Origin of the sequence: Mesorhizobium newzealandense, assembly GCF_042682145.1 — a bacterium.
Taxonomy (GTDB): Bacteria; Pseudomonadota; Alphaproteobacteria; order Rhizobiales; family Rhizobiaceae; genus Mesorhizobium; species Mesorhizobium newzealandense.
In genome coordinates this window covers 321,186-342,168 of the sequence record NZ_JBHUGZ010000017.1, presented here as the reverse complement: position 1 = coordinate 342,168, position 20,983 = coordinate 321,186, and the positions used below count along the sequence as shown (strand labels likewise).

Sequence of the window (20,983 nt, the reverse complement as noted above, 5' to 3'; positions counted from 1 at the left end):
CTTCCGCGCTGCTATCGGCGATAGCGCTGCCCAATAGTGTCCGGATCGAATAGGATAGTTCCCGATTGAGAGGAACGAGGCTTTGTCCGAGCAGCAGGTCGAGCGACGTCTGGCCGCCATCTTGGCCGCGGACGTGGTGGGCTATAGCCGTCTCATGGAGGCCAATGAAGAGCGCACGCTGAGTGCGCTGCGCCAGCATCGTCGCGAGTTCTTCGATCCCACCATAGCCCAGCACGGTGGCCGCATCTTCAAGGTGATGGGGGATGGCTGTTTGGTTGAGTTCGGTAGCGTTCTCAACGCGGCGCGTTGCGCCGTTCAAATCCAGCGCGGTATGCCGGGGCGAAACGCGGGCATTCCCGAAGACCGGCACATAAAGTTCCGCATCGGCATCAATGTCGGCGACATCATCGTCGATGGTGAGGACTTCTACGGTGACGGCGTGAACATGGCCGCGCGTCTCGAGGGCCTTGCTGGGCCAGGCGGCATTGCGTGTTCAGAAGCGGTGCGCAATCACGTCGGCAACAAGCTGGAACTTGAGTTCGTCGATCAAGGCGAGAAGACCGTCAAGAATATTGCCCAGTCGGTGCGTGTCTACTTCATCAGTCTGAGATCACCCGACAGCAGCGTCGCTCCGGCAGCAGTCGAGGGCAGTCAAGTACGTGAGCGCTCCGACAAGCCGTCGGTGGCCGTTCTGCCCTTCGCCAACATGAGCAACGACCCCGAACAGGAGTTTTTCAGCGACGGCATCACCGAGGACATCATCACCGACCTGTCGAACGTTTCGGGGTTATTTGTACTCGGGCGCAATACGGTCTTCACCTACAAGGGTAAGGCGGTGAACCTGGAGCAAACAGCGAAGGAGCTTGGCGTCGCCTATGTGGTCGAGGGTAGCGTTCGCCGAGCCGGGGGTCGCGTCAGGATAAATGCCCAATTGATCGAAGGTGCCACCAGCGGCCATGTGTGGGCCGCTCGTTACGACCGTGAACTCACCGATATTTTCGCTATCCAGGATGAGATCACCAAAACGATTGTGGACCAGCTCAAGGTCAAGCTCTTGCCGGACGAGAGGAAGGCAATCGAGCAAGCGCCGACCGACAATGTCGAAGCGTACACGCACTATCTAAGGGGTCGTCAGCTACTTCATGCGACGACGAGATCCTCACTGATATTGGCTCGGCGGATGTTTGCGAGGGCCGCGGACCTTGATCCGCGATTCGCGCGCGCTTACGCGGGTATGGCGAACTGCGATTCGCGCCTCAATTCCAGGCATGGGGTGAAGGTTTCGGCCGCCGATCTTCTGGCAACCACCGGCAAGGCCTTGGCGCTCGAGCCCAATCTGGCGGAAGCATATGCGGCAAGGGCTTACGCCTTGATGATCGACAGCCACGCCGAAGCGGCGGCTGTCGCTTTCGAAAAGGCCCTGGCGCTAGACCCCAATTGCTACGAAGCCAATCAGTTGTACGCCGAATTCTTCCTTACAAAGGGCGATTTCGAGCAGGCGGCGCAGCACTACCTTCGTGCAATGGAGATTCAGCCTGATGACTATCAGGCGCCGCTTTTTCTAATTGGTGTCCTTCGGTCCCTCGGACGTCTGGAGGAAGCGGCAAAATATGCGCGCCTCGGAGTGCGACGAGCCGAAGAGGCGCTCAGGCAGCATCCGGAAAACTCGAAGCCTGCGCAGCAAGGAGCTGTGGCACTGGCATTCCTCGGAGAACGTGATCGGGCAGAAGAATGGCTGGCGCGTGCTTTGGCTATCGATCCGGACGACAACCTCTGCCGCTATAATGCCGCCTGCACCTATTCGCAGCTTGGTGAGATCAATCGGGCCATCGAGCTGCTGGAAATCTGCCTGCAGCAGTTTGGAAGTGATATGAAACTCTGGGTCAAAAATGATTCAGATCTCGATCCGATCCGCAATCATCCGCTGTATCAAAAGCTGCTCGAACTCGCCGGATGACCCGGCGTCCGGTTGAGCGCAAACGCAGCAGTGCTGGTGCTGTGATACGCGCTTGCTATGGGTTCTCGATCGTTGTCGCCACGACTCGATGGCCTCAATCGCCGTGATCTACGCCCGGTATTCACCGCGTATCCGCCACTCATCGGCCGCTGCTTGATTCCCGCATTGGGTCATTACTGCCGGTTCCGCAAGGTATCCCACTTGGGAGCTTGGTCCGGGTCTGGCCCCTTGCTTGCGCAACGACGCATATGACGGCAATAATTCGGTTGCGGGATAGAGCGACGTGGCTGACGATCGGGTTGGGGGTAAGCGTCATGGAAATGCTGATGCCGCTGCTTGTGGTCGGGGCGATGCTCTTGATCGTTGGCAGCCTGATCTATCGCGGAGCAAAAGGCATTGCCGGGCTGTTTTCCGGTTCGTCTTCAAAAGGCAAGTCAAACGACGCTCGGGACAGTTCCGCCTTGCCGGTCGGCAAGGCTCGTCAGCGCACGCTGGCATCGTCTGAAGCGGCCCATGCTGCATCGCCCAAGCCTAACTCCGCAGCAGAAAAACTGATCGCCGAAATGCAGCAGCAAGCCAAGGACAGCGACGACCAGCGCAAGGCGACGTTCAAGGCGCATGTCGAGCGCAAGATCCCGCCGATTTCCGTCGATGGCCGCGAAGCGATCGAACGTGGGCAAGCCGCGCGCATTGCGATCAAACAGGTCTTTCCGCCGCGTCTTCCGCAACGGAGCATGAGCTATCTTGGCGGGCTGCCGATTGTCCCCGATGAATTCGACTGGCCGACGGTTCACAATCGGAAGGGATTGCTCGAGCGCCTCAATTTCATGGCGCAGATCGACTGTTCGGACCTGCCACCGGGACCTGGACGAAATCTGCTGCCCGAAAAGGGCTATCTCTATTTCTTCGCACCGATGTCCGACACGTTTGGGGCGGACGCCATGCACTTCGTGACGCGGTATGAACCGCGTCAGGTGACACAGAAGTGGGCGCCGCTCGACATGCCGTTCACCGCCAAGATCCTGGGATCGGATCCGATGGACGAAATCTTGCGGGGCAAGCGAACTCATTATGATCGGGTCGAGGTCGAGTTTGCCTGGATCGAGGAGCCGACCGATGCCGAAGTCGCGGCGCGTGCGGACGAAGGTCACGCTTTCGAGGTCGCGGACAAAATTCGCACCGAAAGGGTCGAGGCCTTCTACGGTCCGCCGATCGCCCCTAATCCGCTGCTTTCCGCTCATCATGCGCCGAAAGACACGCTTTGGACGCCGTACCCGGGATTTCCGGCCAATTGGCATTCCGCGCGGATCGTTCGGAAGCTTGTTGAGGCATATCACCGTGAAGAGACGGCCGATGTCACGGCACAACTGAAGGCGCTTGGCGATGTCTCCGAAGGTGATCCGGAGGCCAAGCGGCTGCGGGTGGTGCAGCGTGAACTGTCGGCATTCGGTTCGAAGATGTTCAACGCATTCTTTCCGACGGTCAATGCCGGACTGAAGGACTATGACGCACCGCCTCCCGAGGTGAAGCAGCAAATCCTTGCCTTTCTGGAAGACTTGCGCGTCAACGGCATGCCGTCACCTTCGGCGCGGCGGCCGCATCGCCGTCAACTTCCGCTGGTGATGAATGATTGGCTTTCAATCGCGGCGATCCAAGGCGCCGAGGGGGGACTGACAGATGCGGGCGGCGCGGCGCTCATAGGCCCCGATGTCGTAGCCGCCCTGTCTCACCGTCACCTGTCCCGTAGCCATCAGATGCTTGGCAAGGGTGACGTCGTCCAGGTCGCAGCCGACGAGATGAAGGACCGCTACCTGCTGTTGCTCCAACTTGGGCCGGATATGGCGCTCAATTGGACCGTCGGGGAGATGGGGCCGCTTCAATATTGGATTGCGCCCGAGGACCTTGCGGCCAAGCGATTCCAGAACGCAATTCTGACAATCGAAGCCTACTGACTGATGTTGGGTCAGTGACCCTCTGGCCGCTCTACCGCCCTCTCGCGACGCTCTCGCCGGCTATCCGCAATGGCGGGATCGGCTCAATGGCAGAATTCCCTTGGCTATTCGCCATTCCGTTTCTGCGCGATCAGGTCGAGGCGCTCGCGGTCGGAGCGTTCGCGTTCGTCGCGGTTGCGCACGTCCTTGTAGGCGCGCTCGACCATGTTGGTGCGCGCGGTTGCCGCGGCGATGAGGCTGGCCTCCTGCCTGGCGCTTTCGAGGTTCGCCTCCTGGCGCCCGACCGCGCTGGCAATGCGGCGATGGTAGAGATCGGGAAACAGGCCGGAGAGGGAATTGGCCTGGTCGAAATGGCCGACCAGATCCCGGGCTTCGGCCTCGGCGGCGCTGGCCGCGGCAAGAAAGGTGGCATGACGGGTTTCGTGCAGCGCCTTCAGCTGCTCCTGCACCTTGACCAGTTTCTTCAGGCGGTCCCTGCGGGTGCTCATGGCTATCTTGCCAATGTCAGGTCGACAAAGCCGGCGACGAACAGCGACAGCATGGTGCCGACGGCGAAATAGAAGATGATCATGCCGCCGGCGATGATGAAGGGCTGGGAGATGAAATAGATCGGGATCTGCGGGGTCAGCTTGTTGACGAAGCCGATCGTCAGATTGACCAGAATGGCATAGGCGACAAACGGGCTGCCGAGGCGGATGACCAGGAAGAACGTGTCCGACACCGTGTCGGTGACATCGACGAGTGCGGCCTGTGGGTTGAAGAAGATGTTGACCGGCGCGACCGTGTAGGAAGCCACCAGCGCGCGTATGATCTCATGGTCGAAATCGAAGACGAACAGCATTAGCAGCGCCGAGAACGAGATGATGGCGGCAAGGGCTGCCTGCGGCTCCGGCTCCTCGATCGCCGGTCCGCCGGTGCCGCCATAGCCGATCAGCATGGCGATGGCCGAGCCCATGAAGCGCAGGGCTTCCATGTAAAGCCTGGTCATGGCGCCGATCAGGCCGCCGACCAGAAGTTCCGAGATGATCATCGGCACCAGGATCTGCGGGCGCGGGTCGACGAAGGGAAAGATGCGGTCCCACAGGAAGGCGAGCAGGCCGCCGGTGGCGGCGACCGCGACGAACAGCCTGACCTGGACCGGGACGCGGGCGCTGGACAGGCCGGGCATCAGCATGAAACAGGCGCCGATGCGGCAGAAGGCGAGGAACGCAGCGATGACGGCGCCTTGCGAGAGAACGCTCACGATATGGTCCCGAGCACCCTGATCTCGACGCCCTTGGCGATTTCGACATGGCTGAGCACCGGCAGCGTGGTGAACAGCCGCTCGATGATCATGCGCACATAGGGGCGGGCATCGGGTGCGGTGACCAGCACGAAACGCTCGCCGGCTTCCAGATATTTCTTGATCGCCTTGGTCGCGTCCTGGCCGAACTCTTCCAGCTGGCGCGGATCGATGTCGAACTCGCGCACCTCGCCCTTGGCGTCGCGCTTGAGGCTCTGGTGGAAAGCCAGGTCCCAGCGGTTGCCGAGGCGCAGCACTTTCAGCACGCCGCCCTCGGAGAGGTCGCCGCAGATCTGCTGGGCCATGCGGATGCGGACATGTTCGACGATCTGCTCGGTGCGGCGCACATGCGGTGCGATCTCGGCGATCGCCTCGATGATCAGATGCAGATTGCGGATCGAGACCCGCTCGGCGAGCAGCAGCTTCAGCACCGCCTGCAGGCCGGGATAGGAGATGTGCGTGGTGCAGATCTCGTCGGCGAGCTTGCGATACTCCTGGTCCTGCCGCTCGAGCAGCGCCTTCATGTCCTTGTAGGACAGAAGCTGCGGCAGGTTGTTGCGGATGACCTCGGAGAGATGGGTGAGCAGCACCGACATGTTGTCGGCGAAGGTGTAGTTCTCACGCTTCAGGTCTTCGGCGAAGGTTTCGACTACGGAATAGGCGCGCATGCCGAAGGCGGGCTCGCGGATCTCCTCGCCCGGTATTTCGGGTATGTCGCGGTTGCCGAGCAGCACCATGATCTCGCCGACGCGCATCTGGTATTCGGCCACCACGGTGCCGTGCACTTTGATCTGGTAGCTCTTCGGCGGAATGGCGAAATCGTCGGCGACACGCACTTCAGGCACGACGAAGCCGTACTGGGTGGCGAATTTCTTGCGCATCTTGGCCATGCGGAAAACCAGCTCCTGATGCGACACCAGCAGCCGGGTCGAAAGCTGCTTGCCGATGAGGAGCTCGATCTCGGCGGTGGCGAGCGACGCCTTGACCGAGTTCTTTTCCTCTTCGACCTTGGTCGCCTTCTCCTGGTCCTTGATCGCCTCGGCGGCGGCGACGGCGCGGTTGTGGCGCATCGGGATGACGTAACCGAGGCCGGCCATGCCACCGGCCAGCGCAAAGAACGGAAACAGCGGCAAGCCGGGCATCAGGCCGAGCAGCACCAGCAGCGATGCCGCGACGTAGAGGGCGCGCGGATGGGCGCCGAGCTGGCCGAACACCGCCTGGTTGGTCGAACCGCGGGTGCCGCCCTTGGAGACGAGCAGGCCTGCGGCAAGCGAAACGATGAGCGCCGGGATCTGGGTGACGAGGCCGTCGCCGACCGACAGCTTGATGAACACGTCGGCGGCTTCGCCCATGCCCATGCCGTGCCTGATATAGCCGATGGCGATGCCGCCGACGATGTTGATGGCGGTGATGATGAGGCCGGCGATGGCGTCGCCGCGGACGAATTTCGAGGCGCCGTCCATCGAGCCGAAGAAGGAGGATTCCTCTTCCAGCTCGCGGCGGCGGAGCTGCGCCGTCTTGTCGTCGATCATGCCGGCGGAAAGGTCGGCGTCGATCGACATCTGCTTGCCGGGGATGGCGTCGAGGGTGAAGCGGGCGCCGACCTCGGCGATACGGGTGGCGCCCTTGGTGATGACGATGAAGTTGACCACGATCAGGATCATGAAGACGATGAGGCCGATGACGAAATCGCTGGCCATCACCAGCTTGGAGAAGCCGGCAATGACATAGCCGGCGGCGTGCGTGCCTTCATTGCCATGTGACAGGATCATGCGCGTGGTGGCGATGTTGAGCGACAGCCGCAGCATGGTGGCGATGAGCAGCACGGTCGGGAATGACGAGAAATCGAGCGGCCGCTGGATCCACAGCGCCACCATCAGGATCAGCACCGAAAGCGCGATCGAGAAGGCGAGGCCGATGTCGATCAGAAAGGCCGGGATCGGCAGGAACAGCACGGCCAGGATGATGACGATGCCGATGGCGAAGAAGACGTCGCGGCCGTTCTTGGCCACCGCGCCGGGCTGGATGCTTTCGCTGATCGCCATGTCGTCCCCAATGCCAAGCCCGCCGAGCGCGCGACAGGTGTCAAACCGTAACCGGCCAAGCTTGCGCGAGGGTGGGAGACTGGCTACTGGGCTCTGGTTCACGGCTTCCAAAAAGGAAATCCCATGCTTCTGATCATCGGCACCATCCGCTTGCCGCCGGAAAAGCTTGAGGAGGCAAAGCCCGCCATGGAGCGCATGGTTTCCGCCAGCCGCGCCGAGCCCGGTTGCGTCGAATACTCCTACGCGCAGGACGTGTTCGACGCCGGGGTCATCCGGGTCATGGAAGTGTGGAGCGACAGGACAGCGCTCGACGCGCATTTCCGCTCGCCGCACCTTGCGGACTGGCGTGCAAGCTGGCCGGCACTCGGCATCGGCGAGCGCAATCTCGTGCTCTATGAAGCCGGCGGCCCCAAGCCGACCTGATCGATCTTCCACCCCCTGCTCGTCAACCGCCGGCGGCGCTGTTTGCGGTTCCAGCAGAGGCAGCAACGGCCGCAACCGGCCGCCCATGCCACAATGGCGCCTTGTCTATCGCCATTGTGGTTGCCATGCCGTGTCGCCGGGCGTATCAGGCGGGCTTTCCACTGCCTTTTCTGATGTCGGCGAGCCGCCCCGGTGCTTTCCAGAAACCACAGCGAAGTCTACGCCCGCCGGCTGCGCGCGGTCCTGATCAGGTCTGTGCCGCTGCTCGAGGCGCGCGGCATCGCGGTGGTCATTCTGGCCGGCGTCGTCGGGGTGATGGCGGGCATATTGGTCACGGCGATGAGCCAGATCGTGCAGGACCTGCACGGGCTGTTGTTCGGCGTACAGCCCGGCGGCCGGCTTTCCGGCATGTTCTCGCTCGCCAATCCGATGCAGGCGCTGATACCGGCGATCGGCGGCATCCTGCTCGGGCTGACGGTGATCTGGCTCAGACTGCGGAAATTCCGCACGCCGATCGACCCGATCGAAGCCAACGCGCTCTATGGGGGTCGAATGTCGCTGACCGACACCTTCATCATTGCCGGCCAGACGATGATCTCCAGCGGTTTTGGCGCCTCGGTCGGGCTGGAAGCGGGCTACACGCAGGTCGGGTCCGGCCTGGCATCGCGGCTGGCGCGCATCTTCCAACTGCGCCGCAACGATGTTCGTATCCTGGTCGGCTGTGGTGCCGCCGGCGCCATCGCCGCCGCCTTCGACGCACCACTGACCGGCGCTTTCTATGGTTTCGAACTGGTCATCGGCATCTACTCGGTCGCCAATGTCGCGCCTGTCATGACCGCCGCGATCTCCGCCTCGCTGACCGCCGAAATGTTTGGCGGCGTGCCGTTTCCGCTCGAGCTTTCGGGCCTGCCGGCGCTGACCGCCAGCCAGTACGTGCCGTTCCTGTTGCTCGGCCTGCTCGGCGGGGCGGCCTCGATCGCCATCATGCAGCTGGTGACGCTGATCGAACGCGGTTTTGCCAGGCTGTCGATCGATGCGTCGCTGCGCCCCGTCATTGGCGGCGTCATCGTCGGTTTGCTGGGCCTGATCACACCGCAGGTCTTGTCCAGCGGCCATGGCGCGCTGCATCGCGAATTCGCTATGAACTACGGCCTGGCCGTGGTGGCGAGCGTCTTCGTGCTCAAGCTGGCGGCATCGGCGATCTCGCTGGGCTCGGGCTTTCGCGGCGGACTGTTCTTCGCCTCGCTGTTCCTCGGCGCGTTGCTCGGCAAGGCGTTTGCCGGTGTGATGACCCTCGTCTCGCCGGCCACCGGCATCGATCCCGCCGTTGCCGCCGTCGTCGGCATGACGTCGCTCGCCGTCGGCGTCGTCGGCGGCCCGCTGACGATGACCTTCCTGGCGCTGGAATCGACCCGCGACCTGACACTGACCGGTGTCGTGCTGGCGGCCTCGATCATGTCGGCGATCCTGGTGCGCGAGACCTTCGGCTACTCCTTCTCGACATGGCGTTTCCATCTGCGCGGCGAGACCATCCGCAGCGCCCACGACGTCGGCTGGATGCGCAGTCTCACCGTCGGCTCGATGATGCGCAAGGACATCAAGACCATCGATGCCTCGACGACGCTGGCGACCTTCCGCATGCAAGTGCCGCTCGGTTCAGCCCAGCGCGTCATCGCCGTCGACCCGGGCGATCACTATGTCGGCGTGCTCATCGTGGCTGAACTGCACAGCGATCGTTCTGATGGCGAGATGGCGGTGCGCGATCTTGCCAAGTACCAGGACGCGGTGCTGGTGCCGAGCATGAACGTGCAGGCCGCCGCCGAAACCTTCCAGCGCGCCGGCGCCGAAGAGCTCGCCGTGGTCGAGGATTTCACCGACCGCATCGTGCTGGGGCTTTTGACCGAAGGCCATTTGATGCGGCGCTATGCCGAGGAACTCGACAAGGCGCGCAGGGACCTGTCGGGCGAAGGTTAGAGCAATTCCAGGAAAAGTGTGAAACGGTTTTCCCGGGAAAAGCGCATGGCTTTCCCTTGGGAATTGCGCCAAAACAAAGAGAGTGCGAGCAGTCGGCCGCGTCAGGCCGAGCGCGGTTCGGAGGCGACCTGTCATTGTTCGTCACGTCCCTCATAGAAACTGAATGTGCCCCGACCGCTGCGCTTGCTCCGGTAGAGCGCAAGGTCGGCTTTCCGCAACAGGTCGTCCAATGACGATCCGTCGTCGGGGGCAACGGAGATTCCGATGCTGGTGCCGATGGAGATTGAATGCCCACAAACAGCGAACGGTTCATGCATCGCGGCAACCAGACGGCGTGCAAGCACGCCGGCATCGGATCGCTGATGGATATCGGTCTGCACGATCGCGAACTCGTCGCCCCCAAGACGTGCGACCGTATCGTGATCGCGAACCGAGGCACTTAATCGTCCGGCAACCTGCTTCAAAAGCTCATCACCTGCCTGATGGCCAAGCTGGTCGTTGACCGGCTTGAACCGATCGAGATCCAGGCACAGGACGGCTATGGTTCCGTTGCGCTTGGTCTTTGCGATTGCCTGCTGCAAACGGTCATTGAACAACGCGCGGTTGGGAAGATCGGTCAAGTGATCGTGGTGCGCCATATGGGCAACGAGTTCCTGGTTGCGGCGTTGTTCCGTCACATCCAGGTACGTTGTCACAAATCCTCCTCCGCTGAGGGGAACGCCTCGTATTTCAAGCACCGTGCCATTGGGCCGGGTGCGGTGGTAGCTGTGTGGTGTTCGCTGTCTGACCAGCTCAAGGCGCCTTCTCACGTGTTCGTCGGCCGACCCAGGACCATACTCGCCCCGTTCGGCATTGAACCGGAACAAATCCTCCATGTTTGGATAGCCATTGCGGAAAAGTTCCGGAGGATAATCCAGCATGGATTTCTGCTGGTCGTTGCAGAGGACCATCCGCAGGTCATCGTCAAACAGCGATATGCCACCGGGGAAGTTGTCGACGACCGCCTCCAGGAGCCGAACCCTTTCCCGCAGAGACTGCTCTGCCGAGCCGATCTTTGCCGGCTCGTTCGATTCGCGATCCGTCGGTGCATCCGATTTACGCAATGCTGACATAAGGCTTTCTCGTTGGTTCTTGCAGGGCGGCTTCCCGTCAAGCTCACGAATACGCCAAGAATCTTTATATCAGGTTCCTCTAAAATTGGTGGAGATGCTGGGGAGCGACTCATCCAGCCACGAAGGCACTTGAGCGGTCCATCGTTTCACGGAAACATAGAACCGCTCTATCTCTTTGGTTTGACGCAATTCCCCAGGGAAAGCGCTACGCGCTTTTCCCGGGAAAACCGTTTCACACTTTTCCTGGAATTGCCCTAGTGCTCGATCGGACCCTTGGCCATGACGAGGGCCGTCCCGGCGGTCGTCGGGCGCTCGATCATGCGCCGCACGCGCGGCGGCTCGTCGCCGCTGTGTAGCGCCCGCAAGCGCTCGCCGACGACGGCGTCGGCATGAGTGATGCGTCCATTGTGACGCACATATTCGATCCAGGTCGGCGTATGATAGTGCTCGATCCAGATCGCCGGATTTTCGAGGTCGCGCGCCAATGTCCAGTTGCGGGCACCGTCACGGCGACGGATGCGGCCGCGTTCGGCCATGGTGGCGAGGAACTCCGGCACGTCCTCGTCGCGGATGATGTACTCGATCATGATGGCGATGGGGCCGCTGCGCGGCTTCAGGTCAAGCGCAAGGTGCGGTTCCCTGAAGCGATTGAGCGGGTCGAGATTGAGCACCTGCTGTTGCGGCAGCGGCAGCAGCAGGCCGATGGCGCCGCCGACCAGCATGGCGATGCTGGCCGCGATCAGCGCGGTTTCGGCGCCATGCGCATCGGCGACGACGCCCCAGATCCAGCTGCCGAGCGCGATGCCGCCGAAGGTCGCGGTCTGGTAGACCGACAGCACCCGGCCGACCACCCAGCGCGGTGTCGCCATCTGCACCGTGACGTTGAAATGCGAAAGGGCGATCACCCAGCAGGCACCGCCGACAAGCAGGCCGAGCGACGTCTGCCAGGCATGATGGCTGACGGCGGCATTGAAGGCGCAGACGGCAAAGCCGGCAAAGGCGCAGCGCACCATCGTCTCGCTGGACAGCAGCTGCCGTAGCCGCACGCTGATCAGCGCGCCACCGACCGCGCCGATGCCGAAGGCGCCGAGCATGATACCGTAGGTCAGGGCATCGCCCTTGACGACATCGCGCGCCACCAGCGGCAGCAGCGCCAGCACGGCACCGGCGCTGAAACCGAAAGCCGCGCCCCTGACCAGCACCTTGCCGATGTTGGGCGACATGGCGACATAGCGCAGGCCGGCGCCCATGGCCGCACCCAGCGACTCGCGCGGCAGGGTCGAAACCGGCAGGTCCGGCTTCCAGCGCGCCAGCACGACGATGAGGCCGATATAGCTCACCGCGTTCGCCGCGAAGGCGGCGGCCGCACCGGCCGCGGCGACGATGATGCCGCCGATCGCCGGGCCGACGCTGCGGGTCAGGTTGAAGCCCATCGAGTTGAGCGCGACGGCGGCCGGCACCTTGTTGCGGGGAACGATGTCGCCGACGGAGGCCTGCCATGACGGGCTGTTGAGCGCCGTGCCACTGTCGATCAGGAAGGTAAAGGCCAGCAGCGTCCACGGCGTCATCAGGCCGGAATAGGTGAACAGGGTCAGAAGCACCGAGACGACCAGCATGAAGGTCTGGGCGACCAGCATCACCTTGCGCCGGTCGAAACTGTCGGCGATGGCGCCGGCGACGAGCGCAAACAGCATGATCGGCAAGGTGGTCGAAGCCTGGACCAGGGCCACCTGATAGGGCGAGGTGGCGATCGTGGTCATCATCCAGGCCGCGCCGACGCCCTGGATCAGGCCACCGAAATTCGAGACCAGACTTGCCGCCCATACGGCGCGGAAAATGCCGTGCCGGAAGGGCGCCAGCGCCGAAACGCTCTCGCTTTCCGGCTTTTCGTCAATCATCGGGGGTCCCTGCCATGTCGTGCCGATTCGTCAGATGATCCGTTTGCTCAGATCATTTGCCGAAAGTAGGGCATGGCGCCGCAAAGGGCGAATGTCTTTCGAAAAAGCTCATGGTCCAACAATGGGATAGCTGCGGTCCACGCCTTGTCTCGCGCCAGGTCCGGCCGACGGCGGCCCTGCAGGAGGGTACAACGGCAATCCAACCGCAATATGGATAGACGCTGCTCAGAATCCGTTCTGGATGCGCTCGAAGATGACGTTGGTGAAGGCCGATATCTGGCTGCCGATGAAGGGGCCGGTCAGCGCCACCACCAGCATGATGGCGACGATCTTCGGCACGAAGGTCAAGGTGATCTCCTGAACCTGCGTCAGCGCCTGGATGAGGGCGATGCCGATGCCGACCACCATGGCGACCAACACCACCGGGGCGGATGCGGTGAGCACCGTCCACACCGCGTACTGGACGATGTCGAGAGCGTCGGCCTCGTTCATGGGACTGGCCCTGCCGGAAGCGTCAGCTCGCCGCCTTGACCGAGACTCCCGGGCCGACCGCGACTTCGGTGCCGTTCTGCAGCACGGCGATGAGGCCGCTGCTGGCGAGGCGCACCGACGCCACCGTGCCGGTCGTGTTGCCGTCGGCGGAGGTTATCGAACGTCCGATCAGCGCGTCGGCCTGCGACAGCGCCGAGGACTGCATGATCTGGTCGAGCTTGGTGTTGGTCTGCACCGACTGCTCGACCTGCGAGAAGGTGGCGAGCTGGGCGACGTACTGTGTCGAGTCCATCGGCTTGGTCGGGTCCTGGTTCTTCATCTCGGCGATCAGAAGCTTCAGGAACGACTGGTAGTCGACCGCTGTCTTCGAAGTCGACGTGGTGGCCTGGTTGGCGCCAGTCGGTATCGTCGTCGTCATGTCCACGTTCATCAGTATCGTGCTCCCACAGCCAGCGGGCGCGTGTCACCCGGAACATCGTCATTGCCGCCAAGCGCGCGGCGTTCGAGCGGATAGAGCGCGCGGATCGCCTTCAGCGCCTCGTAGATGTGATCCTCGCCGACCATGCGGTCGATCTGTTTCAGCGCAGCGCAGATCTGGGTGTCCTCGAAGCTTGCCAGCAGCAGCGGCAGCGAACGCCGGAACATGTCGCGCGCCTCGGCCGCGCCGGCCGGGTTGACCAGCATGACCTGCAGGATGAAATACAGCTGCTTGAGCGGCGTCGAGGCATCGTCGGCCTGGATCACATGGCTTTCGAGCAGGAACTGCACGTCATTCATCAATTCGACGGTGACCTTGCGGTCGACGCGGATGACGGCGCCGTTGATGTAGATCTTCTCGTTCGGCTTCAGCGATATCTTCAGCGTGTTGGTCATTGAATGCCGTCCCTGATGATCTGAGACACCTCGATCAACCCTTCGAAATTGTTGGTGCGGCCCTGGCGAATGTCCTCCGCCTCGCGCAGCAGCCACAGGCCGATGGAAATGAGGTTGGCGCGCAATTCCTTGGGCAGGGCGTTGTCGCTGGAGCCGAGATCCTCGACGAAGGTGGTCCAGACGCGATTGGTGAAATGCAGCGCCTCGACCGCCTCCATCGAGTTGTGGCCGGCGGAAGCCGCCGCCGACAGCATGTCGATCGAGCGGGTCAGGAGCTCCCGCTCGCGATCCTTGGCGTCGGCAACGGAGGTGCTCTGGATGTCGGCGTAGGAGAATTGGTACATCTTTGGGGCTCTACCGTTCCGTTAAGCGTTGTCAGGTCAGGTAATTCAACAGGCTGAGCTGCTGCAGGCGTGCGGTCAGCGCGAAGGACGTTTCGATGTGCTGTGTCAGGTCGGCGACGCGGGTCGCGGCTTCGGCCGGATCGACGCCTTCCAGATCGAGAATGTGCCGTTCGAAAAGATCGACCTGCGTTTTCATGCGGTCGTTTGCATCGGAAACCCGCTTCTGGACGATGCCGGTCTCGGATTGAATCTGGCCAATGCCGCTCAGTGCTTCGCCGACCAGCGACGTGGAGCGGCTGACGACCGTATTCTTCGCGGCCTGACTGATGTTGCTGGACATCAGGCTGGTGACCATGGCTGCCGCCATGGCGAGCTTCTGGATGCCAACGCTGTTGGCACTGGTCGAGGTCGGCGTGGTTTCGTTGAGGGCGATGCGGCTGACGATCTGTTGGTCGGTAGCGTTCGACCAGGTGCCTTGCCAGCCCGGGCCCATGAACTGCGGCGTGACATCGTTGGTGATGAAGTCGTCCATTTGGGCAGCGGTGATGTTGGCCGCGGCCGGGTCGTCCTGGGTGAAACCGAAATTGGCGACGAAGGCGGCGTCGAACGCCGCCTTGGCGGTGGAGCCGGCGGCGGTGAAGTCGTTGATCGGCTTGACGTCGGTGTTGGTGCCGGCGAACAGATATTCGCCATTGACGCTGGTGTTGAGGATCGAGGTCAGCTGCTGGATGGTCGCCTTGCCCGAGGATTGGGTGAGATTGTTGGAAGAATCGCTCGAGGTCGCGGTGGTCAGGGCGGACAGAAAGGTCTGCGCGGCGGTGGAGAGCTGGCCAAGCGAGGTCTGCGTCGAGGACAGCCGGGCGCCGACCAGACCGTTGGAATCGATGATGACGTTGAGCCGGTCGAGATCGCGCGAGAAGGTGACGGACTGAGCGGTGCGCCCGCCGAGGGCCAGGCCGGTGTCGGCGACCTTGCCGGTCGAGGCTTCCTTCTGGGCTTTGACGAGGTCTGCCTGCATGCGCATCTGCTGGTAGCGCATGGCGTTCGACATGGCGGCTGAGGAGACTGAAGTCATGGATTATCCCACCGCGCTGAGCAAGGCCGTCATCATGTCGTCGACGGTTTTCATCATCCGAGCCGATGCCTGATAGGTGTGTTCGAGGTCGAGCAGCAGCGACATTTCCTGGTCGACGTTGACGCCGGTCGCGTTGGACAGCGCCTCGGCGCTGCGCGATGCCAATGCTTCCTTGGCGTCGGAGGCGGTCGAAGCCTGCTGGCGCACGCCCTCGAACCAGCCGATCGAATTGGCTGCGTAGTCGGAAACGCTGGACGTTGCCGAGATCCCGGCGGCAGGGTCGAAGGTCATCGGCTGGTCGAGCTGGTCGCCATAGGCAACCAGAAGGCTGGAATAGGACGCGCCGCCGCCGGTGTTGGCGACATAGGCAGCACCATTGGCGCCGCCATCGCGCAGCAGCGTCGGATTGCCGCCGGTGCTTGGGTCCATCGCCGCATTGACGCTGATGGAAGCCGCAAGGCCGTTGACCAGCGTGCCCGCTGCCGGCACGGCCGGCGCGCCCGACCAGGTGAACAGGCCGGCGGCATTGGGCATCGCAGGCGCGGTTTCGGCAAAGGCGGTGATCAGGCCGCGCGCGGTCTCGTCGAGCTGGCTCTGCATGGTCGAGGCGACGCCGTCGCGCAATTGCAGCAGGCCGGCAAGCTTGCCGCTGGCACTGGTGTTGCCACCGGCTCCCGCCGAGATCGGCACATTGTCGATATAGACCGCATTGCCGGCGGCACCGGCGGTGTAGCCGGCCGACGCCGCGAAGGTGACCGTGCGAGGAATGGTTTCGAACAGCGTCGTGCCGTCGCCGGTGGTGATGACCATGTCGTTGTCGCCGCGCGTGAAGGTCGAGACCGGAACATAGTCCGAGATCTTCTTCAAGAGCGCGTCGCGCTGGTCGAGCGCATCGGAAACATCGGTGCCGGAACGGGTTCCGGAAATGACCGCGGTGTTGGCATCCTGGAACTGGCTCAAGAGCGAGTTCAGGTCGTCGACGGCCGTGGCGATCTGGCCGTCGGTCTGGGTGCGGAAATCCTGGACCGCCTTGGAGCCCTCATTCAGCGAGCGCACAACCTGCTTGGCGGCGTCGATGACGCTGGCGCCGAGGTTCTGGTTGGACGGCGAGGTGGCGTAGAGCTGCAGCGCCTGCTGCAGATTGCCGATCGCGGCCGAGGGCGAGGACGGATTGTCGACGCCATTGACCGCGACGCCCAGCTGATCCATGCCGCTGTACAGCGCGCTCTGGCCGCTCCAGGCCGACAGCGCGCTGAGGTTCTGGCGGAACAGCAGGTCGTTGGTGGTGCGCTGGATATCAACCGAACGCGCGCCCGGCGCCGTGCTGGTGACGACGGCCTGGCGGCGTGAATAGTCTGGATTGGAGGCGTCGGCGACGTTGCGCGAGACAACGCTGGTCTGCCGCGCGGTGTTCATAAGCGCCGACTGGGCGATGCTCAATGCAGTGGACAGCGACATGCGGGTCTTTCACGGGCGGTGCCCGTTTTATCTCTTCAGGTTGACAAGGACGTCCATCAGATCGGAACCGGTCTGGAAGACTTTCGAATTGGCGGTGTAGCTGCGCTGCGCCGCGATCATGTTGGTCAGTTCTTCGGCGATATCGACGTTGGAATTCTCGAGTGCGCCGGAGATGATGGAGCCGGCCTTGCCTTCATTGGCAAAGCCGATCCGGACCGCGCCGGATTCGGTGCCCTGTGCGTAGACGTTGCCGGGCAGCGCGGTGAGCTGGTCCGGGCTCTGCACATCGGCCAGCGGAATTTTGTAGAGCGGCTTGGTGGAGCCGTCCTTGTACTGCGCCGAGATGGTCCCGTCCTTGCTGATCTGGATCTTGTCGATGGTGCTCGGCGCGTTGCCGTTGACCTGCGCATCGGAAACGGTGAAGCCGGTGCCGAGCTGGGTCAATGCCGACAGATCCAGCGAAAAGGCAGCGCCATTGGGCACCGTCAGGCCGACACTGGTGACGGCGCCGGTGAGCTTGCCGGTGGTGGTGTCGAAGGTCAGGTTGGCCGAGCCCAATGCGCCGCCGGTGTAGGGGAACGACGTCCCGGCGGTGGCCTGCGACTGATCGAAGACCGACACCTGCCAGGTACCGGTGCCGGTGTTGGTGTAATAGACGTCAAGCAGCTTCTTGTTGCCGAGATTGTCGTAGGCGACCATCGAGGATTTCGACGTGTACTGAGCGCCCGCGGCGTTGGTGGTGGGCAGATTGCCGGCGGCGACCGGCGTCGCGCCTGCCGGCAGGTTGCCGCTGTAGGAACCCTCGGTGCTCGGCGTTGCCGTCATTCCCTGGTCGGAGATGACGACCGGGGTCAGTCCCTCGAAGCCGTTCACTGTCGCCGCCGGCACGCCGTTGGCATAGCTGTAGGCCATCAACTGGAAGCCGGCCGCGTTGACCAGCCTGCCCTCGGCATCCGGAACGAAGGCGCCGGCTCGTGTCAGGAAAGGTGTTCCGCTCGGATCCTGAACGACGAAGAAACCGTCGCCGTTGACGGCAAGGTCGGAGACCGAGGTCGTGTATTGAAGCACGCCTGGATCGCTGACCGCCTGCCGGATCGTCGTGGTGATGCCGCCGGAATTGTAGGCGCCGCCCGTGCTTGGCATGACCAGCGTCGAGAATTCGGCGGAGGACCGCTTGTAGCCGGTGGTGTCGGAATTGGCGATGTTGTCGGCCACGGCGGACAGCCGGTTTGCCTGTGCATTCATGCCGGAAACGCCGGTCCGCATCATTCCGTAGAGGCTCATCGAAACGTCTCCCCAATGTGCATGCCACTGGCTACAAGGCTACGTGTCTTGTCTTGCGCGAAGCTGGCGCGGCGCGGCATCAGAAGACGAGCCGGTAGCCAAGGAAGCGCTTGGAATCGATCGGGTCGGTGCCCAGTTTCTCGCGCAGCTTCTTGCGCAATTTGCTGATGTGGCTTTCGACCACGTTCTCCTCAACCTCTTCGTCGAAGATGCCGTAGATGGCGTTGAAAACCTGGGTCTTGGTGACGCGGCGCCCGCGATTGCTCGCCAGATATTCGAGGATGCGGCGCTCACGGCGCGGCAAGGGCAAGGGCTGGCCGTCGATCTCGGGGTCGCGGCCATCCATGAAGATGCGCATGGCGCCGATCTCGGTGTAGGCGACGTCTTCCTGGGCGCGGCGGCGGATGGCGGTGATGCGGGCCAGGATCTCGCGGATGTGGACGGGCTTGCGAATGACGTCGTCGACGCCGCTCTCGAACAACCGCAGCGTGTTCTCCAGCGAGTGCTGTTCGCTCAAGGCGATGACCGGTGCGCCGGTGCGGTCGCGGATCTGACGCGGAGAGATCGAGCCTTCGCGGCAGTCGCCGATCAGGAAGGCTCGGACCGACCTCAGGTCGGTGTCGGCCGCCGAGCTTACCCACTCGCCGAACTCGCCTGGCGCGAAGCCTGCACAGGCGACACCCTCACGATCGAAAAGTGAATTGTATCCCTCTGTTACGAGCTCTCGCTCGTCAACGATTACAATCATCGGCCCGCCTCCGAATCAAATCATTTGCCCCGTGAGAAAAGGGGTATCCGGTGGCGAGAATCCTGAACAACCGTCATTTCTTGTAGCTAGTTTCTTGGGAGTCTGGAATCGCGCCGGTTGCATTAGCGCGCGTCCAGATATGTTGGCGTGGCAGCTATCGGCCACCTGAAGCCGCAACTCCAGGGTGGCACGCCCCGGATGCTCGAAGGACCGGAATGCGTCTAAGGGTTGCAGAAACCGCGGGCGTTCGCGGTCCATTTTCCGAAGCCGGTGGCGACCATGTTGGCAATGACACGGCAGACGTAGATCTTTTGCGCCGGATCGTTATCGGGACCAGCATGATAGCGGGCTACGGCCATCGACCATGTCTCGTGACGGGCATGGAGGCTGGCCAGGAAGCGCGCCGCATAGTCGACGTTCTGACGCGGATCGAGCATGTCCTCGACGCTGCGAAAATGTGACGCGTGGTAGTGATGGTTGATCTGCATGCAGCCCAGATCGATGAGCGTCTTGCCCTCGCGTCGGGCATTGGCGAAGGCGGTCAGGGCCTCGGTCCGGCTTCTCGGAAAGACCGCTTTTCCCTCTATATTCAAGGCGTTGGGTTGCAGGCTGCCCTTGTTGCCGGTCTCCGTCAAACCCACGGCATAGAGGATGCCGGCGGGCACGCCATAGCGGTCGGCGGCGCGCAGGATCTCCGGCTCGCAAGGGTTGGTGGCGGCAGCGGCGGCAGCCGCGACGCTAGATAAACATATCGCCGCCAGCACGTTCGCGAGAAGGCGAAGTGCCGCGGCCGTAGTCCTGCGCGTCGTCATTGCGGTTTCCTGCGGATTGCTGACCCGGCTGCTGACCACCCGCTCCACCACTACCGCCGCCCGGGTTTCCAGGTTGGAAGGATGACGGGTCGCGACCTGACGCCGTTGGCAAGGGGGCCGCCGCATCGGTGCGAACCGCAGCAGGAACCGCTACCGAAGGTTGCAGGATCGTGACCTTATCAACCTCGAAACCGAGCCCGCGCAGCGACTTGACGATGGCCTCGCTGTCGGCGGACAACCGGCGATAAGCGTCGTGTGTTTCGGGCTTCAGTTCAATCGAAAGTTGTTCTCCGGAGAGGCGAAGGTGGGCCGTCACCATGCCGAGTTCGGCGGGGTGAAGTTCGATCTTCAGCACATGTGTCGGAACGGCAACAGGGCTGGCCAGCTGGGCGGCCGCGGATGGGGCTGAAAGCGCCTTTTGCGGGCTGCCATCAGCGGCTATGGCGTTGATCACATTGAGGGCTGCCTGGCTGATGGGACTCTGCGGCGGCGCGGGGAAGCTCTGTTCGGCCACGACGTCGATGCGGGCGGCGGACAAGGACTGTTTTCCCGCTTCCGGCCGTAGCGAGGACTGCACATCATCGATGCTTTTCAGCGCCGGTGCGGCGTGCTTCGACTGCACCCCGGGCACATCGGTGGTTGTGGCGTCCGGCAGCTTCTGGGCCGCCACGATGTTGTCGCGTTTGGTCGCGCTCGAGGCAACGCCGGCAGCGCTCGGCGGCAGGACGTCAAGCTCCGTGAAAGGCCCGTCGACGATCGACGCCTGCTCCGGCTTCGACATGGTTTCGAGGACTTCGTTTCCGGCGGTGGACTTTGACCGGTAGGTCCTTGGCAGCGGCGCCTGCGCGTCGAGCGTCGGATCCGGCGGGCTCTCGCCACTAGCCGCGTCGCGCCCGGTTGCCTTGGCCGATGTCGAGAAATGGCGCAGGTCATGAAACGCGATCAGCAGCGGCAGATGGTCCTGAAGCGGCACGGCATCCGCATCTGGCCCCGTCTCTTCGGCGTCGGCCTCGTCCTCGTGCGACTTTGCTTCCAGGTCGTCCTTGCTGATTTTCACAGTCGGCATTTTGGCCGAGGCGACCTTTCCGGGAGCAGTCGATGCCGGCTCGGCCTTGCCATCATGCCCTGCAAGGCTAGCTGCGAGTTTGCCCCAGCGCTGCTCGCGCGATCCTGTTTCCGTTGTCGTTTGCCGTTCCGGGTGGGCAGGACTGGCCTGGCCGCGCAGCACCTTGCCGAAGCCGGCGTGATCGTTCT

General features: G+C 62.9%; 19 protein-coding genes. 4 read left to right on the top strand and 15 right to left on the bottom strand.

Features of this window, described 5'->3' with window-relative positions; all coding sequences use genetic code 11:
* Positions 1-82: 82 nt before the first annotated feature.
* Together ACFSOZ_RS25900 and ACFSOZ_RS25895 are read left to right on the top strand one after the other, a co-directional pair.
* Positions 83-1,957, top strand: a complete 1,875-nt coding sequence (locus tag ACFSOZ_RS25900) for a TPR end-of-group domain-containing protein (protein ID WP_379102561.1) — start codon at positions 83-85, stop codon at positions 1,955-1,957.
* Between the two features lie 326 nt (positions 1,958-2,283).
* Complete coding sequence (locus ACFSOZ_RS25895) at positions 2,284-3,909, top strand: DUF1963 domain-containing protein (RefSeq protein WP_379102559.1); 1,626 nt, start codon at positions 2,284-2,286, stop codon at positions 3,907-3,909.
* A gap of 104 nt (positions 3,910-4,013) precedes the next feature.
* Here the strand turns inward: ACFSOZ_RS25895 and ACFSOZ_RS25890 are convergent, their stop codons facing one another.
* From ACFSOZ_RS25890 to flhA, 3 genes are read right to left on the bottom strand one after another with little or no spacing between them, the layout of a single operon-like run.
* Positions 4,014-4,397, bottom strand: a complete 384-nt coding sequence (locus ACFSOZ_RS25890) for a hypothetical protein (protein WP_379102557.1) — start codon at positions 4,395-4,397, stop codon at positions 4,014-4,016.
* A gap of 2 nt (positions 4,398-4,399) precedes the next feature.
* Positions 4,400-5,152, bottom strand: a complete 753-nt coding sequence (gene fliR / locus ACFSOZ_RS25885) for a flagellar biosynthetic protein FliR (RefSeq protein WP_379102555.1) — start codon at positions 5,150-5,152, stop codon at positions 4,400-4,402.
* A complete protein-coding gene (gene flhA / locus ACFSOZ_RS25880) occupies positions 5,149-7,236 on the bottom strand; it encodes a flagellar biosynthesis protein FlhA (RefSeq protein WP_111548630.1) in 2,088 nt (695 codons plus the stop codon). The genes fliR and flhA overlap by 4 nt, the downstream gene beginning before the upstream one ends.
* A 123-nt stretch (positions 7,237-7,359) precedes the next feature.
* Here flhA and ACFSOZ_RS25875 point away from each other — a divergent pair, with 123 nt between their 5' ends.
* Together ACFSOZ_RS25875 and ACFSOZ_RS25870 are read left to right on the top strand one after the other, a co-directional pair.
* Entirely contained in the window at positions 7,360-7,659 is a 300-nt protein-coding gene (locus ACFSOZ_RS25875; RefSeq protein WP_379102553.1) for a putative quinol monooxygenase, read from the top strand.
* Between the two features lie 192 nt (positions 7,660-7,851).
* The gene (locus tag ACFSOZ_RS25870; RefSeq protein WP_379102551.1) at positions 7,852-9,633 is read left to right on the top strand and encodes a chloride channel protein; all 1,782 of its coding nucleotides are present in this window, start codon (positions 7,852-7,854) and stop codon (positions 9,631-9,633) included.
* Positions 9,634-9,764: 131 nt separating this feature from the next.
* Here the strand turns inward: ACFSOZ_RS25870 and ACFSOZ_RS25865 are convergent, their stop codons facing one another.
* The 12 genes from ACFSOZ_RS25865 to fliK all read right to left on the bottom strand — a co-directional run bounded on the left by ACFSOZ_RS25865 (position 9,765) and on the right by fliK (position 20,957).
* A complete protein-coding gene (locus ACFSOZ_RS25865) occupies positions 9,765-10,745 on the bottom strand; it encodes a diguanylate cyclase domain-containing protein (protein ID WP_379102549.1) in 981 nt (326 codons plus the stop codon).
* Positions 10,746-10,999: 254 nt separating this feature from the next.
* A complete protein-coding gene (locus ACFSOZ_RS25860; RefSeq protein ID WP_379102547.1) occupies positions 11,000-12,643 on the bottom strand; it encodes an MFS transporter in 1,644 nt (547 codons plus the stop codon).
* 225 nt (positions 12,644-12,868) lie between these two features.
* A complete protein-coding gene (fliQ, locus tag ACFSOZ_RS25855; protein WP_023761707.1) occupies positions 12,869-13,135 on the bottom strand; it encodes a flagellar biosynthesis protein FliQ in 267 nt (88 codons plus the stop codon).
* Between the two features lie 22 nt (positions 13,136-13,157).
* The gene (flgD, locus tag ACFSOZ_RS25850; RefSeq protein ID WP_379102545.1) at positions 13,158-13,565 is read right to left on the bottom strand and encodes a flagellar hook assembly protein FlgD; all 408 of its coding nucleotides are present in this window, start codon (positions 13,563-13,565) and stop codon (positions 13,158-13,160) included.
* Complete coding sequence (flbT, locus tag ACFSOZ_RS25845) at positions 13,565-14,008, bottom strand: flagellar biosynthesis repressor FlbT (protein ID WP_379102543.1); 444 nt, start codon at positions 14,006-14,008, stop codon at positions 13,565-13,567. The genes flgD and flbT overlap by 1 nt, the downstream gene beginning before the upstream one ends.
* Positions 14,005-14,352, bottom strand: a complete 348-nt coding sequence (gene flaF, locus ACFSOZ_RS25840; protein ID WP_379102541.1) for a flagellar biosynthesis regulator FlaF — start codon at positions 14,350-14,352, stop codon at positions 14,005-14,007. Before flaF ends, flbT begins: the two co-directional genes overlap by 4 nt.
* A 31-nt stretch (positions 14,353-14,383) precedes the next feature.
* Positions 14,384-15,427 carry a flagellar hook-associated family protein gene (locus ACFSOZ_RS25835; protein WP_379102539.1) on the bottom strand — a complete coding sequence of 348 codons (1,044 nt, stop codon included), beginning with the start codon at positions 15,425-15,427 and terminating at the stop codon, positions 14,384-14,386.
* Positions 15,428-15,430: 3 nt separating this feature from the next.
* Entirely contained in the window at positions 15,431-16,885 is a 1,455-nt protein-coding gene (flgK, locus tag ACFSOZ_RS25830) for a flagellar hook-associated protein FlgK (RefSeq protein WP_379102537.1), read from the bottom strand.
* 27 nt (positions 16,886-16,912) lie between these two features.
* Entirely contained in the window at positions 16,913-18,169 is a 1,257-nt protein-coding gene (locus tag ACFSOZ_RS25825; RefSeq protein WP_379102536.1) for a flagellar hook protein FlgE, read from the bottom strand.
* A gap of 79 nt (positions 18,170-18,248) precedes the next feature.
* The gene (locus ACFSOZ_RS25820) at positions 18,249-18,917 is read right to left on the bottom strand and encodes a response regulator transcription factor (protein ID WP_111547800.1); all 669 of its coding nucleotides are present in this window, start codon (positions 18,915-18,917) and stop codon (positions 18,249-18,251) included.
* A gap of 221 nt (positions 18,918-19,138) precedes the next feature.
* Entirely contained in the window at positions 19,139-19,729 is a 591-nt protein-coding gene (locus ACFSOZ_RS25815; RefSeq protein WP_379102534.1) for a transglycosylase SLT domain-containing protein, read from the bottom strand.
* On the bottom strand, positions 19,656-20,957 hold the full coding sequence (fliK, locus tag ACFSOZ_RS25810; protein ID WP_379102532.1) for a flagellar hook-length control protein FliK: 1,302 nt from the start codon (positions 20,955-20,957) through the stop codon (positions 19,656-19,658). Before fliK ends, ACFSOZ_RS25815 begins: the two co-directional genes overlap by 74 nt.
* Between the last annotated feature and the right edge of the window lie 26 nt (positions 20,958-20,983).